This window comes from Janthinobacterium foliorum (genome assembly GCF_978021625.1).
Genome location: NZ_CDXDQE010000002.1, coordinates 269,231 through 283,558 on the forward strand (window position 1 = coordinate 269,231; position 14,328 = coordinate 283,558).

Consider the following 14,328-nt stretch of genomic DNA (forward strand, 5'->3'; position numbering starts at 1 on the left):
CGGCAAACCGGACGCCCTGACGAAAAAAAAACCCGCCGAAGCGGGTCACTCTGGATTGCCATGCTCAGGCCATCTTGACGACGATGCGCGCCCGGCCATCGTCCTCGACGGCGATAACCTTACCGACGGCGCGCATGTATTGCGTCAGCGTCATGCACTCCTCGTTGACGGCAATGCCGGCACCATCCTGGACGGGTACGATGAACTGGCCGGGAACGGCACCCCGGACGTTGCACGGCACCTGGCCCGCGAAAGCGATGCGGTCGACCGTCTGGCGCAGCGCTTCGAGCGCCGCGTCATATGCCAGGCCCGGCGCCTGGCGCGCAGCCCAATCTTCATCCGTTTCGCCAGCCACGGTAACTTCGCCATACACGGCGGCCCTGGCCGGCATCGCCGGTGCGACGAGCGCAAGACCGTCATATACGGCATCGACGGCTGGTTGCGCCTCGCTGATTAGCCGTGATTCGACGGCATCGAGGATACGCGTCACGCAGGCCGGACGCGGGCCGAGTTGTTGCGACCACTTGTCGCCGCCCACCATGCAGGGGTCGGAGGATTTCACGGCAAACGAGATGGACTCGCTCCAGCGGTCCGTCAGCTTGCCGTCCGCGCCGATGCCGATCACCTGTCCTGCCGCAACAATGCCGCACGCAGGCGCCTTGAGCATGTACTCGGCATAGTCGGCGCCACTGGCGTTGATCGTGCCGGCGGCGTTGATGCTGCGGCCAGTCGTCTGGCTGCCCACGTACAATACGGCAGTACTGGCCGCCCACGCCGTCATGCCGGCGCCAGCCAGCACCGCCAGAGTGGCCGTCGCCGCTTCGCCAGTGCGTCCCACATACAGAATCTCTCCGGCCGGTGCCGTGTCCTTGTAAATCGCATGAATATCGCGTGCACCCGCAGCTGCCGGGACGGGGCCACAGCGCATATTGCCCGGCCATGCCACCTGGCCGGTGCCGGTAATGCCCAGCAACGGTGCGGAGAAAATGCCGCTGTTTTCGTCGTACGCCCGCAGATTCATCTTGTAGCCTTGAGAGTAAAGGCTACCGGTTCCCGAGGAGGTGGACCAGAGGAAGCGGCCGGGAAACGCGGCGCCGGCGACTCCACCCACGCCCAGCGCCGCCACCTCGTAATATGTGTTGGCCAACAATGGCTTGCCGTCATTCGGTATCGACAAGCTGCTTTGCTGTCCACCGCGTTGACCGGCGTGGATGATTTTAGGACCATTCAACGTCGAATTGCTTTGCAATTCAACGGCTCCTGGCCGTATCGTCATGATCGGTGCGCCGCCAACGCTCAGCGCGTAGACCGCGACGGCGTCCCACGAATCCTTGGGCGGCTCGGTACCCAAAAATTCCAGTTTTTGCTGAAACCACATATTCGAATCGATGTAGCAGGACAGCGTGGAAAACTGTACCGCCCCCACGTAAATGACGCCATCGCTGTCTATCCTTACCCCCTGGATGTCGGCATGCTTGCCATCGCTGGTGCTATACCAGGAACCTCGAATCTTGTTGTCGTTATCACAGCGCAACAAAATCACCGTTTCGATGCCATTGGAAGCACCTTCATACGAGGAGTAAGAAGTCGCTCCGGAAATACGGATGGTCGCTTCGCCTCCCATGGCGGCCACGTTGAACTTGGCAATACGCCACCAGCCATTGCTCAGACCAACATTTTGCTGCTGGCCAGGCCCACGTACCCCCATGGTAATAAAGCTGGGTGTCGTGATGGGGCCCGTCATGGTGCCACCCGTCAAGGGCAAGGCGCTATACGGCCCCGCCGCAAACGCATCATCCATCTGGTTGAGTTTCTCGACGACGTCGAGCTGGCCTGGATAAAATTTCGTCGACATTCAGATTCCTTCGATTTCAAGTGGAAAGGCATAGGTGCCGAAATACGGCGTCGTCACGGCGGCCAGATTGCTGGCCTTGCCGTACAGCGTGTACTCCTGCTCCAGCACGGGATCGGGGTTTTCCGGGAACAGGCTGACGAGCATGGGCGTATGCTTGCCGTTGTCGCGCAGGATGCGCGCCAGGCGCATGCGGTCATCGGACTGCAAATGACTGAGTTGCAAGGTCAGCTTGTTGCTGGTACTGCCTTTCTGCGTCAGCAAGTCGCCCGTCTCGTTACGAAAATGCACGCTGCTATCCTGGTTTTGCAGCCCGGCGCCAAAATCGGCGTTGCATTGCGGCGACCAGTAATCGCCAGCCACCAGGCGGCCCGCCTCGATGTAGCCTTGCGGATTACGCGCGTCGTCCAGGTCGATGACCATGCGACGGCCGCGCGCCGGCGCGAACCACGTCACCGCCGCGGCACCGCCGCCATTGCCCCAGGTGCTCACGCCACCCCAGCGATAGGCATTGAAGGCAAGCGGCAAAATGCCAAAATCACGTGGGGCGAACGGCGCCGGGGCGCACGCGAATACCCAGCCGGTGTCCAGCACCGGCGCGCTATCGTCTGGCATGGCGTACAGGCGAACGCGCATGGCCCCGCCAGACGTCAGATTGCTAAATGGAAAAGCAACGCAGCCGATGCGCTCGGCCATGGGCCAGGACAGGACAAACGTCGCCCGCGTCCCCGTCGAGCGATAGATATCGGTCTTGATGTCGCTTTGCAGATTGGCGGCTGCCAAGGCAGCGGCCACCGGCGAGGCAGCAAGCGTCGCCCGGTCGGCCGCGTTATCGTAAATAATGCGAAGATTTTTCATGGGCGTCATTCAGTAATCGTCACCGTTAATGATGTAGCATCGCTCCTCAGGGAACGAATTCCAGCCAGGATTATTGTCATCCCGATACAAAAATGACGTGGTCGCCCTGGAAAGCCTGGAAATTTCACCGTTCGAGTAAGTCCAGCCTGGGCTGTAGGCAGCAATACTGAACTGCGCGTCGTTGCTCACTCTGGCGCCATTTTCCCCGGAGCGGCCGGGTGCGGCAGAGGACATCAGATACGGAGAAGCGATGCCCGTCAGTGCCTGGGTTTGCACCGCACCGCCCTTGGAAGTGTCGCGAAAGGAGGCCCAGTCGAGCTTGCGTCGAATGACGAGCATTTTTTCCGTGCTGTCCCAGGTCCGGTTTCCCGCGTTGTCCCGGATGCGCAAACCCACGAGTCCCGGCACTCCCTGCCCAACCAGCCGCGAGAAACACTTGACTGTCGGCGTAACGGTCCACACGGAACCGCTGACCACAATTTCCCAGGCATTCGCCCCAACCTTCAAAATGGAGCAGATGGCAAACCGCTGTGGCGAAAGAAGCTGGATGAACGCCATCGGCGGATGTACCGAGTTAATGCGGTAAACGTAGTAGGGGTCGCCGGAACCGGGAATAGGCGCCAAGGCGTCGGAAAAATAACTGAAGGGCTTGCGCTCTCCGGTAAAAGCGGCGTTTCCTATAAAAGCCACGCCATACTGCAGATTGGAGATCACCGCCCGTTGCGCGGCATTTGTAAAAGATACACCGATGGCCATGGCCACTCCTTCCCTGTGTTGTTCATGTCTATTCCCGCGATACGATGTACCAGCCATCGGCTTTCGTGGTCACCGTGACCACCGCCGCGCCATCGCGGCTGCCCACAGTCACGGTGGGAACGCCGCCAAACCCATTGGCGCCAAGGCTGATTACCTTGATCTCCGAGCTGGCCACTCCCGGATAAGTCCTGGTAGTGGTGCCTGGGGCCATGTCAAACTGGTCGAGAAAAAGCAAGCCCAGATCATCCGAAGACATGCGCAAGGCGCCGGTAAGGGGATCGCGAATACGGAAGCCGAATGTCATGACAACAACCCTGCTTCGAATACGGGCAAGGCCACGCCCGGTGCATAGAAGCGCAAATACCTGTTCGTCAAATCACTGCTGCCATTCTGGTCTGAACTTTGCATGCGCAAGGTGCCAGCCTGGCCATCGATGACTACATTCCCATTCGCCGACTGGCAAGTGCCCGTAAATAACAAATTGCCTGTGGCAATAGCCAGGGCATCGAGACTTCCCACCTTCAAGGAGCTCATGTAGGGCGCCGTCCACACCGTCCTGTTCGTCACCGGGTCATACACGCCGCTGGCCTGGAACCAGGCCTGGCCAGGTGCCGGGGCCGCATCGATGTTGGCCTGCCAGGCGCGCGTCTCGCCCCAGGTGCCGGCAGGTGGCCGCACGTCGCCGTCGACGAGGATGGAACCTGGCGCCGCATTCAAGGAAAAACCGTTAATCAGCGTAAAGGCGATGCGCGCGGATTTGCCCTGCGGACCGATGGCGCCGTCGGCCGCCAGCAATTGCGCGGCGGCCCATTCCGCTGGCTCGATAGTGTCCGTGGCCGTCATCGATACGGCTGTTGCGGTGGAGACGAACAGATAGGCGCCGGTGCCGACGGGCGGCACGGTGGCGGACCAGCCACCGGTCAGGCCGGACAGTAGCGGCGGCGAAAAGGCATAGGTGGCGACGCCGGTGGGCGTGGCCGGCGGCGCGGTGCCATTCTGGCGCTTGTAGATCGTCAGGGTGGCGCTGCTAAAACCGTTCGTGCCAGGGGCACCCGGAGCGCCGCTCTCGGCCAGCAGCACCGCCGCCGCCCATTCCGCCGCCGCTATCGTGTCGCTGCTGCCGGCTCCGCTGGCCGAAGCGGCGGTAACGTACAACGGCCCCTTGCCCGCCGGAATGGTCTTGCGCCAGCCATTATCCAGCGCATCGCCAGCCGGCGCGATGATCGCCGCCGATGCAAAGCCGTAGGTGACATTGCCGGGAGAACTTGCCGGCGGCTGGGCCGCGCGCTGGTAGGCATACAGCACGGCATTCGTCAGCGCGGAAGCGCCGGCCGGACCACGCAGGCCATCCTGCACCTTGTTGATCGTCACCGACATCGCCAGTTCCACGCCGCTCTCGTGCAGCACGCTGGCCGTGATCTTCGCCTGCGGCACCCGCATGTCGCCGTACGCCAACTGGCGCGACAGGCCGCGCCCCGTCAGGGTCACACCCATCGTTGAGGTGAATACCACCTTGTCGGCATAGCCGGCCAGGTTCAGCAAGGCGGCCGTGAACGTGATCGCCCCGGGTGCGCCGGCGCCTTCCGCGTCGACGTGAAACACGAGACTGTCCGCGGACAGCACCAGCAGGGCGCCCGCTTCCGGCGCCGTCAGCCGCGGCGACGTCGCCTGCAGCAGCGCGTCGCGGTCATTGACGATTGTGCTCATACGATAAACCCCACTTTCACGTGTCCCGTCAGCCAGTCAGGCGCCAGCGATACCACCTGGCCCGTCACGCCCTGCTCCATGCCGTAGCGCGGATGCGTGACAGTCACGGCCTGCCCCAGTTCCAGCGCCAGCATCTCCGCCGTGCCATCGAATTCGTACACCGTGCGCGGCACGCGGCCGATCGCCAGGCGGCGCTGGGCCTCCGCCTCGGCATCCACGCGGCGCAGCAGCATGGTGTCCTGCTGCAGCGGCTCCGCGTCGAGCCGGTAATCAGCCTGCACGCCGGCGTCCGAGCGGGTGGCGGTCAGCCACTCCGTCTCAAACAGATCCTTGTGCTGCAGCGGGATGCCCGTCTGCAGGCCGGTCTGCACCGTCCAGTTTTTGCTGAAGGCCAGCTTGACGGATGCCGTCGGCGCACTGCGGCTGACGGGCGCCAGGCTGCCCGCCACCATGTGCTGCGGCCCCACCTTCGCCGGCACTCCCAGCGGCGGCAGGCTGACTTGCAACAGCCGCAACTGCCCCAGGCGCGACATCACCAGCTGCGCCCCCAGGCTGGAAGCGAGCATCTGGCAGGCATTGAGCACATTCGTGCGGCCAGCCAGGAACAGGCCGGCCGCTTGCGGATGCGCGGCATCAAAGGCCGCCAGGTTGGCCGCATCGAGGTCGCTGTCGGCAAAGCGGTCGCCCGCCTTGCCATAGCCTGTCGCCAGGCGCCGCACCAGCGCCGCCACTGTATTGGCATAGGCGGCCGGGCGGTCGCCCTGCACCGAAACGGTCAAGGTGCCGGCAGGCGCCGCCGCCAGGGTGAACTTGCCACCGGCATTGTCCGCCGTTACGCGCACTGGCAGGCCGTTGTCGCGCACTTCGATGACGCCTTCGATGGCGCCATCGTGCACCTGGTACTGCAGCAGGGCCGGATCGGCCAGCAGCGGCGTGATGTTGTGTACCTCGCCAAAGGACAGCGGCAGCACGGCGTCCTTGTTCGGCGTCGCGCCACCCAGCTTGGCCTCGCTGACCGGCGTATTCAGGCGCTGCAGCTTGTCACGCAGTTTCAGCGCCAGCTTGTCGCGCCCTTTCGGGGCGATGTCGGCCACGACGCCATTGAAGATCATGCGGAAGTCGCCGCGGCGCCAGCGCGGGTCGCCGATCCAGGCAAGGATCGGCCGGTTCATCCACACATCATTGAGCCAGGCGTCGCGAATGCCGGACGGATTGTGGATCTCGATATCGCCCGCCGACAGACTCGCCTCGCCGCCCAGCGACAGCTGCTCGGTGAACTGCATGCCCGTCGAGACGATGGACTGGTACGCCAGGTTGGGCGGCGCATCGTCCGGCGCCGTGACATACGCCCCGGTGCTCAGGAAGCGCGTCACTTCCGTGGCGCCGCTACGCGCGGCCACCTCGATCAGCACCAGGCGCCGCGCCGCGGGATTGCGCAGCCACGCGGCGAACTGCGCGTCGCTCATGGCCGCGTTGAAGGTCTCGCTCATACTATGCTCGCTTTCGATTGACTGGCCCAGACCGAAGCCCGGGCCGCTTCCGAGGCGCCGGCCGACACCTTGTCGGCGGCGCGTTCATTGGCGTCGTAATTGCTGCTGATGATGGCGCCCGTCTGCTGGTCCTGATCGGCGCGCAGCTGGCGCACTTCCTCGCGCAAGCCCTTGATCTCCGCCACCAGCGCTTCATTGGCCCCATCGCCGGCACTGAAATAGCGCTGCATGGCTTGCGCCGCCGGCGCATCGACCACCACTTCGTCAAAAGCGGCAGCGAGCGGCATGCCGAAGCTGGCCGCGAACTGCATCCCGCTGGTGACATCGGTCTTGCCGCCGGCCCGCAAGGCCGCGCCCAGCGCATCGACCGCTTCCTGGATGCCCACCGCCGTCTTGTTCAGGTTGATCAACTGCCCTACTTGCGTATCGAGGGCCGTCAACTGCTTCTGCGCATCGCTCATCTGCGTGCCGGCAATCGCCGCCAGCGCAGCCAGGTCGGCCTGCACCCGCGCCGCATCGGCCGCATACGCGTCGCTCGACGACTTGACCACCTGGTTCGCCGTCAGGTAGGCGGTAGCCGCCGCCGTCAGCGCGGACTGCGCCGCCGCATCGCCCGTCTTCGCCTTGGCCAGCGTCTCTTCATACTGGCGCTGCGCCTCGGCCATCTTCTGCAGCGGCGTCAGCGTCGACAGGCTGCCCAGCAACAGCGAATCCTTGAAAGTGCGGATGCCGTCGCCGAAGGTTTTCAGGCGGTCGATGGTGGATTTGAGGGCCTCGGACTGCGTCGTGTAGGCAGCCGAAAGATCATTGCGCGCCGTCACTTCGTCATACAAGGCACGATTGGCTTCAGCGATCTGCGCACGCTCCCTGGCACGTACTTGCGCAGTGGTCGACGTCAGCGAGTCCAGCTGCGATTGCAGGCCGCGACGCTCGCTGGCAACTTCGCCCGCAGTTTTCGCCGCAGTGGCAAACTCGCCGGTAGCTCCTGCCAAGTCCGCCGCATACCCGGCAGCCTTCTTGAATGGCTCGGCCAAGGACAGCAACGCGACATACAGCTCGGCCGCCCCATCCTTCCCAGTGGCAACGCCATCGGCGGCAGATAATACGGCAGCCTTGAAGCCATCCATCGTCGTCACGCCGCCCAAACCCAACTTGCCCATGGCATCGTTCACCGACTTGGTGACCGGGGCCATCTTTTCGGATTCAGACAGGAAATTCTCGTAAAAATACGAGGTGCCACTGGTCAGCTTTTCGAGACCACCGGCAGTATCGATCAAGTCTTCGCTCAGCTTTACCGCTGCCATCCCAGTGGCAGCGAAAGATTTCCCCAATACAAACAGGACATCGCCGACCTGCTGGAAATCATTGGCGATGCGATTCAATGTTTCAAATGCGCCTTCGCCTATCTTGGCGAAATCGCGCAGGCCGGCAACGCCAGCGTCGGCCATTTTGTCGCCAAGCGCGGAAAATGCCGTTTCCAGTGCTTTCTGTTGTTCCTCCGCCGAGAGTCCCTTCAGACTGATCTTGCCCAGGTCGACTTTGAAGGCATCCATCCTTGCATTGAAATCGCCGCCGGCCACGCCCATGACGTTGGCAGCGCCACGGATAGCGTTGCCCATGCTGACGATAATCATCGTGAACTGCTTATTGACATCATCGGACATCGCCGCGGTTTCTGTCTTGTTTTTATTGCTATAAGTAAAGCCCAATGCTTTCTTCTTGGTATTGACATCGGCATATGATTGGGCGGTAAAACCGATATCCTCGATCTGGCCCAGGCTCATGGCCTTGCCGGTTATCCCCTGATCGACCACCGTCTTGGAGGTATTGAACAGTTTGGAAACAACGCTGCCCAGCACCGTGCCCACCACACTTCCAAGTATGAGGCCGATGGGGCCGCCAATTGCCGCCATGCCCATGCCAAGATAGGTACCCAGCATGGCGCCACCCACGCCACCAGCCGACATACCGGCAACAACGCCCAGCGTACCTCCCAGGACCTTGGTTCCGGTCTGCACGCCTGCCGCAGCACCACCCGCTCCCGTCGCCACCGATTCGCGTGCCAGCAGATTGGCTAGGTTGCCGATACCGGCAGCGAGCTTGCGCAGCGAGTTATCCATTGAAATGGTGTGCGCCAGGCCCAGACCCGAATTTTTTTCCATGATGGCCAGGCTGCGCGCAATCGAATCGCTTTTAGCCGATGGGTCACCCAGCACCGTGCCTGTGCCGTTCGCCTTTTGGCGCTCCTTGGCAACATCGACATTGCCTCCGCCTCCGCCTCCGCCGCCGATCGCCACGCCCAGGCCGGCCACGATCGCCGCCATGGCCGCCATGCGACCAAATGCCGTATACGGATCTCCCGAACCCTGGCTCAGAACCGCGCTGATTCCTTTTGGCACCAGTTCGGCCAGGGTCATGGCCACTTCGGCCGCATGAAATACCTGGGAAACCGTGGTCAACGCCTTGTAGCCGGCACTTTGCTCGTCGAAGAAGCCAGCCGCTGCACCGGCCATGTCGCTGTAGCCTTTCATCTGGGCTTGCGTGGAATCCAGCTGCGCTTTCGATTCCGCAGCGATTTTCTTAGGTTTGTCCCCATTGGCATCCTGCTTCGCGTTCGCCAGGGTTCGTTGAATCTCTTGCTGGGCCTTCTTGTGCTCAACCAGCGCGGAAGTCACCTTGCCTATCGTGCCCCCCACCTTGCCGAAAGCCTTTTCCAGCGCATCGCCGAGGGCCTTGGCGCCATCGGCAGCCTGTTTCCACTGCTGCTCGTCGGCCGCCTTGACATCGGCGCGGTCCTTGGCCATTTTCGCCTGCGCGTCGTCTTCCCGCTTTTTGCGCGTCTCTGCTGCCTGCTGGCGGGCGTTTTCTTCCACCTGTGCCAGCTCGGCCTGCGTCTTCGGATCCACCCTTTCCTTAGCGGCACCAGCTTCGGCGATCTTGTTCCTGTTTTCCTGGACCGCCAAAGGCGTTTTCGCCTTGAAGGCGCTCAATACATCGATCTGCTTCTGGTAGGCATCCGCTTCTGCCTTGCCCCGCTCGCGAATGGCGTTCTTGCGACTTTCAAAATATTGCTCTTCGCTTAAGATCCCTCCCTTGCGGCGCAATTCATCGAGTTTGGCGAGCTGGTCGTAGCCCTCGGTCTTCATTTTCAGTTCGCTTTGAATTGTCTGCAACGCGCCTGCCAGCACGGCGTCACGGGGATCCGAACCGGCCGCTGGGGGGGCCGGCGACCTGGCAGGTGCAGCAAACAAAGCTCGCATGCTCTGCCGTAGCTCCTTCTCCCTTTCGGGAGAGACGGCATAACCGCCGGCCTTGGCACTGGCCAGGGTTTCCTCGAACTTCATTATTTCCGCTGTTTCGCGCTGCGCCTTGGTGACATAGCGCTTCTGCATCTCATCGAGCTCCTTGACCGCCTGCTTGGAGTCGGCATTGCGTTTCGATTCGTTCTGGTCGGCCTTCGCCTTTGCTTCCAATTGCGTCTTCTTGTTCATCGCCACGGCCAATGCCTTGGCCTGTTCCTGCTCAAACTGTTCCATCTGGGCGCCTGTCAGGCGTGCCGCCGGGTGCGTGCCGGGAACCAGCTGGCCCGTGCGCCGCACTTCGGCCGTGCGCTTCTTGATTTTTTCAATCTCGTCTTCCGGTGTCTCTTCACGTCCGATGGAACGCATGCCATCCATGAAGCTGGACCAGAGATTTTTACTTCCTTGCAGCAAGCTGCCAATCATGCTGAGCTTTTCAGCACGTTTTTGCAGGCCCGCATTGATCAAGTCGCTCGCCATGACCATGGCTTCCTGCGTCTTGCCTTCCTTTTCCAGGGCGGCGATATGCGCGTACTGGGCACCCGTCAGGATGTTGTAATTCTTATCGTGCGTGTCGACCCAGTTGGTGACGCCGTCGGCCATCGTGGCGAAATCGGCCGCCACGGTGCCGGCCGACTGGCCATTCATTTGCGCCATGGTGACGGCAGCCGCGCCAACGGAATTGAGCGCTTCGCTGGTAAACTGTCCCGTTTCCACCAGGGTCTGCAAGACCACGCGGGTATCGCCCAGGCCGCCCTGGCTGGCGCCGGCGACCGACGCCACCATGGTATTGAACTGGCCTTCCGTGATGCCAGCGGCATTGCCGGTCAGTTCCAGGGCTCGCGAAAATTTGTCCGATTCCAGCTGGCCCTGCACGAAGGCATCGGCCACGAAAGCCGCCACATCGGCCGCCATCTGCAGCGCCAGCAGCGGCCCCGCGCCCAGGCGTTTCATGGCCAGTTCCGTCAGGCCGGTGGCATTTGCCATTTCCCCCAGGCCGTCCTTGATCTTCCCGATGTCGGCATTCAATCCGCCTTCACCGATCTTGGCCGAAGCCTTGGCAAAGCCATTGACCGCCTCCAGCGCCTTGAGCAGTCCGGCGGCGGCGTCGCCAGCACCTGCGCCCAGGGCGATGTTCGCATCGGTTGCCGTTAGTGCCGCTTCGGCCTGCGCGCGCGCCCGTGGTACGAAGTTGCGAAACTTGCCGCTGGCTTCCTCGACCTGACTTCCCGTCTGCTTGCTGGCCTCGGCCAGGTCATTCATTGCCTGCGTCCCTGCCTTTACTTCCGCCGTATTCACGGCAATTTTTAACTCAGTTATCTCTGGCATGGTTGGCCCATAAAAAAAGCCGCGCATGGCGGCCGGGTTGAAAAATGCGGGTCAGCCCGCCGCATGCTGGTGCGACAGGAACAGCGCGTCGAGCTGGTCCAGCAACTGGTGCTCGAACGGCTCGATGGCGATGCCGTGGCGCGCCTGCCAGGCGAGGATTTCCGTGCTGGCGATGGGATTGACGGCCATGCCGTTCTGCCGCTTGCGGTTCAATTGCGCGAACCATTCCCACACGTGGGCCAGCTCGAACGGCATGGCCGGCGCCTCCGGTTCGGGCGGCGCGCGGTACAGGGGATGGCGCCGGGCGGCATCGATATGCTCGCCCTTGGCATGGCCATCGGCCGCGCGCGCGCCGCGCTCGAACTGGTGCCCGGCGTAGCGCAGCAGGCTGGCCGTCAGAGTTTCAAAAAATTCGACTCGTTTTCCAGCGCCGTGGTGACTTTTTCCTGCCAGGTCGGGTACTTTTCAAACGCCGCTTCCAGCAGGGCCGCATCCAGCGGCACGGGCGCGCCGTTGCTGGTGAAGCCGTACCAGCCCGTGACCACGGCCAGCGCCAGACGCTTCTGGTTGCCGTCGATGGCTTGCACCAGCAATTCGGCGCCTTCGTCGGTGGAAGCGTCGATGGCCGTCTTGCGACGCGCCGACTTCTTGTAGCCTTCGGCGCGCACGGCGTTGTTGGCGACGCGATACTGTTCGCTGTTCTTGCCGACGATGGTCAGGCCGGCCACCGCTTCGCCATCGGCGTCGAAGATGACGGGCACGTCGAAAGTGATAGGCGCGGCTACCGCGTTGATGTTGCCGATGTCGAAACCTGCCTGGATTTTTTGTGCGTTGTTCATGTGTGCTGCTTTCTTGATCAAGGTAAAAAGTAAAAGGACCGCCTTCACGGCGGCCCCGGTGCAGGCGCTAAGCGCTTACAGCGCGCTGTCCTGGATGGTCAGGGTGGTTGCTTCGTGCTGCGCGTCCGTGCCCTTGTAGCGCAGGACGTCGAAGGCGCAGGTGACGATCTTGTTTTTCTCGCCGTCGTCGATCTTGGCCGAGGTGATCTTGATGCGGCCCATGGCCAGCGCCAGCACGTCGGCTGCCGGTGCCGTGCCCGACGCCATGGCGTAGGCCAGCGGGATTTCCGTCTCGGACTTGAAGTAGTCGAGGTAGGCGGCGTCCTGCAGCAGCACCGTGAACTGGCCCGAGCCCATTACCTTGCCGCGCGAGGCGGCCGTGGCGTACTTGGAGCCGATCACCGGATCGACCTTGACCTGGCCGTCCAGCGAGACGGACATGCCGGTGCAGATCTGCGATGGAATGCCGTTCACCGACAGCATCGCCGTGGCGCCCGAGAACTTGCCGGAGCCTGCCGCCGCCAGCGGCGCCGGGAAGTACGGCACGGCCGTGGTCGGGCCTTCGGCCTTGCCCATCAGGGTGAAGTCCAGGCTGGTGATGCCGTTCGGCTGCACGGCGATATCCATCTTGCTGACCAGCTGGTCGACGAAGCTGCGGTGCACGCCGATCTTCGGGTCCTGCACTTCGGCCGTGAACCAGTCGGTGGTGTGGCCCGTCAGGGGGGTAAAGCTGCGCTTGCCCACCGCCGCCACGCCAACCGAATCGCCGGCCGCCTTGACGATCATGGCCGAACCGTCCATGAACTGGCCATTCAGGTTGGTGGCCGTGACGGAAGTGACAAAGAAGTTCTTGCCGTTGTTGCCGGCGGCAGGCGCCGTCAAGCCCGTGATGCGCACCACGCTGCCGGCGCGGAAACCGTCCGCCAGCCAGGAACCGGCGCTGCGGGTCAGGCCCGTGGCGGCGGCGGCGATGGTGGTTTGCGCGGCGGCGACGCCGCCGGCCGTGAAGTCGCGGCGCAGCAGCGCGGCCATCAGCGGCGCATACGTACCGCAGGCCGCTTCAGCCTTGATGGCGCCCGTGGTGCGGAAATTGCCCAGGCGGGTATCGCCCTGCTGCTGGCTGGCGTCGATTTCGGCGCTGGCGTACTTGTCCGCTTCCGTGTCGAAGGTGGCCGTGACGCGGGGATAGATCTGGCCGCCGCCGGCGGCGGCCTTGCTGCCTTCCGCGCTTTGTTTGCTGATAACGATCACGCTGTCGATGCCGTTTGCTGTCGATGCCATAGGTAATGCCTTTCGTGGGATGAAAAAAAAGACCGCAGCTGCGGTCTTGGGAGGAAACAACTGAAAATTTAGGGGGGAGAAACGACGCAGCCCGCGCGCGGTGAGGCGGCGGGCTGGCGTCTGTGCGTCCGGGCGGCACGGGGCCGCGCCGGATGATGCTGGGGCGAAGAGCGCCAGGAAGGCGGTTCGCTGCGCTGAATTCCCTTATCGGTGGCACGCCTGCGGCGCGCCTATTACGAGTGGGGAAGCATGTGGTCCTGCGGTACTGCGATGCTGCTGGTGTTGCCGTTGCTGCGTGATCGAGACTCTATTGTAGGAGACTTTTTTTCATCGCCAGGCATATTGCAAAAAATCTTTCAATGTCCCAGCCGGCGCATGGCGCGGGCGCCGTGCGACTGGAAAATGCCTTCCAGTTCGCTGACCATGTCCTTGATGCGCTCCAGTTCAAAACCGCCGGAACAGGTAATCGGCGCCTCGCCGCTGCCTTTGCAAGCCTTGCACACGACCGGCGCGCCCGCCGTTCCGGAAGCAACCACGCCGGTGCCATGGCAAGCCTGGCATTTGCTGTCGAGCCAATGCGCGAGCGACGCTTCGGCGACGCGGCGGTACAGGGCATTGGCCGCCTGCGCATCCCACGCCGTATGCGCCTTGACCCAGCGCCGCGCCTTGCCTTTTTGCGTCACGGCCGCCGTCCATGTGCGCAGCAGCTGCGCCAGGTTGCCCGCATTGCCTTCGAACAGGCGGCTGATGGTGCCGTCCGCATATTTGACGCGGCACAGCAAGGCGCCCATGTCGCCAGCCAGCGCGGCGGCGGCGATGACATCCAGGTCGTGGTGGACGGCATCGTCGCGCAGGTTCTGCGACGACAGCGATGCGATGAATTTTTCTACAAACCCCATGATTTCTCCTCGTTGATT

The 14,328-nt window shown here is 62.9% G+C and carries 11 protein-coding genes; all 11 read right to left on the reverse strand.

Features of this window, described 5'->3' with window-relative positions; all coding sequences use genetic code 11:
• Positions 1–64: 64 nt before the first annotated feature.
• Entirely contained in the window at positions 65–1,855 is a 1,791-nt protein-coding gene (locus tag ACZ92H_RS05635) for a hypothetical protein (protein WP_465048628.1), read from the reverse strand.
• A complete protein-coding gene (locus ACZ92H_RS05640) occupies positions 1,856–2,710 on the reverse strand; it encodes a hypothetical protein (RefSeq protein ID WP_465048629.1) in 855 nt (284 codons plus the stop codon). It abuts the gene before it with no gap.
• A 9-nt stretch (positions 2,711–2,719) separates the two neighbouring features.
• Entirely contained in the window at positions 2,720–3,466 is a 747-nt protein-coding gene (locus ACZ92H_RS05645; protein ID WP_465048631.1) for a hypothetical protein, read from the reverse strand.
• A gap of 28 nt (positions 3,467–3,494) precedes the next feature.
• Positions 3,495–3,770, reverse strand: a complete 276-nt coding sequence (locus ACZ92H_RS05650; protein ID WP_465048632.1) for a hypothetical protein — start codon at positions 3,768–3,770, stop codon at positions 3,495–3,497.
• Complete coding sequence (locus ACZ92H_RS05655) at positions 3,767–5,173, reverse strand: hypothetical protein (RefSeq protein WP_465048633.1); 1,407 nt, start codon at positions 5,171–5,173, stop codon at positions 3,767–3,769. Before ACZ92H_RS05655 ends, ACZ92H_RS05650 begins: the two co-directional genes overlap by 4 nt.
• Positions 5,170–6,663, reverse strand: a complete 1,494-nt coding sequence (locus ACZ92H_RS05660) for a hypothetical protein (RefSeq protein ID WP_465048635.1) — start codon at positions 6,661–6,663, stop codon at positions 5,170–5,172. Before ACZ92H_RS05660 ends, ACZ92H_RS05655 begins: the two co-directional genes overlap by 4 nt.
• A complete protein-coding gene (locus ACZ92H_RS05665) occupies positions 6,660–11,318 on the reverse strand; it encodes a phage tail length tape measure family protein (RefSeq protein ID WP_465048636.1) in 4,659 nt (1,552 codons plus the stop codon). The genes ACZ92H_RS05660 and ACZ92H_RS05665 overlap by 4 nt, the downstream gene beginning before the upstream one ends.
• A 24-nt stretch (positions 11,319–11,342) precedes the next feature.
• Positions 11,343–11,744: a phage tail assembly chaperone gene (locus tag ACZ92H_RS05670; protein ID WP_465048853.1), complete on the reverse strand. Its 402-nt coding sequence runs from the start codon at positions 11,742–11,744 to the stop codon at positions 11,343–11,345.
• A complete protein-coding gene (locus tag ACZ92H_RS05675) occupies positions 11,687–12,130 on the reverse strand; it encodes a hypothetical protein (protein WP_465048637.1) in 444 nt (147 codons plus the stop codon). The genes ACZ92H_RS05670 and ACZ92H_RS05675 overlap by 58 nt, the downstream gene beginning before the upstream one ends.
• A 75-nt stretch (positions 12,131–12,205) precedes the next feature.
• Positions 12,206–13,411: a phage tail tube protein gene (locus ACZ92H_RS05680; protein ID WP_131373143.1), complete on the reverse strand. Its 1,206-nt coding sequence runs from the start codon at positions 13,409–13,411 to the stop codon at positions 12,206–12,208.
• A gap of 356 nt (positions 13,412–13,767) precedes the next feature.
• Positions 13,768–14,310, reverse strand: a complete 543-nt coding sequence (locus ACZ92H_RS05685) for a hypothetical protein (RefSeq protein WP_465048638.1) — start codon at positions 14,308–14,310, stop codon at positions 13,768–13,770.
• Positions 14,311–14,328 lie beyond the last annotated feature (18 nt).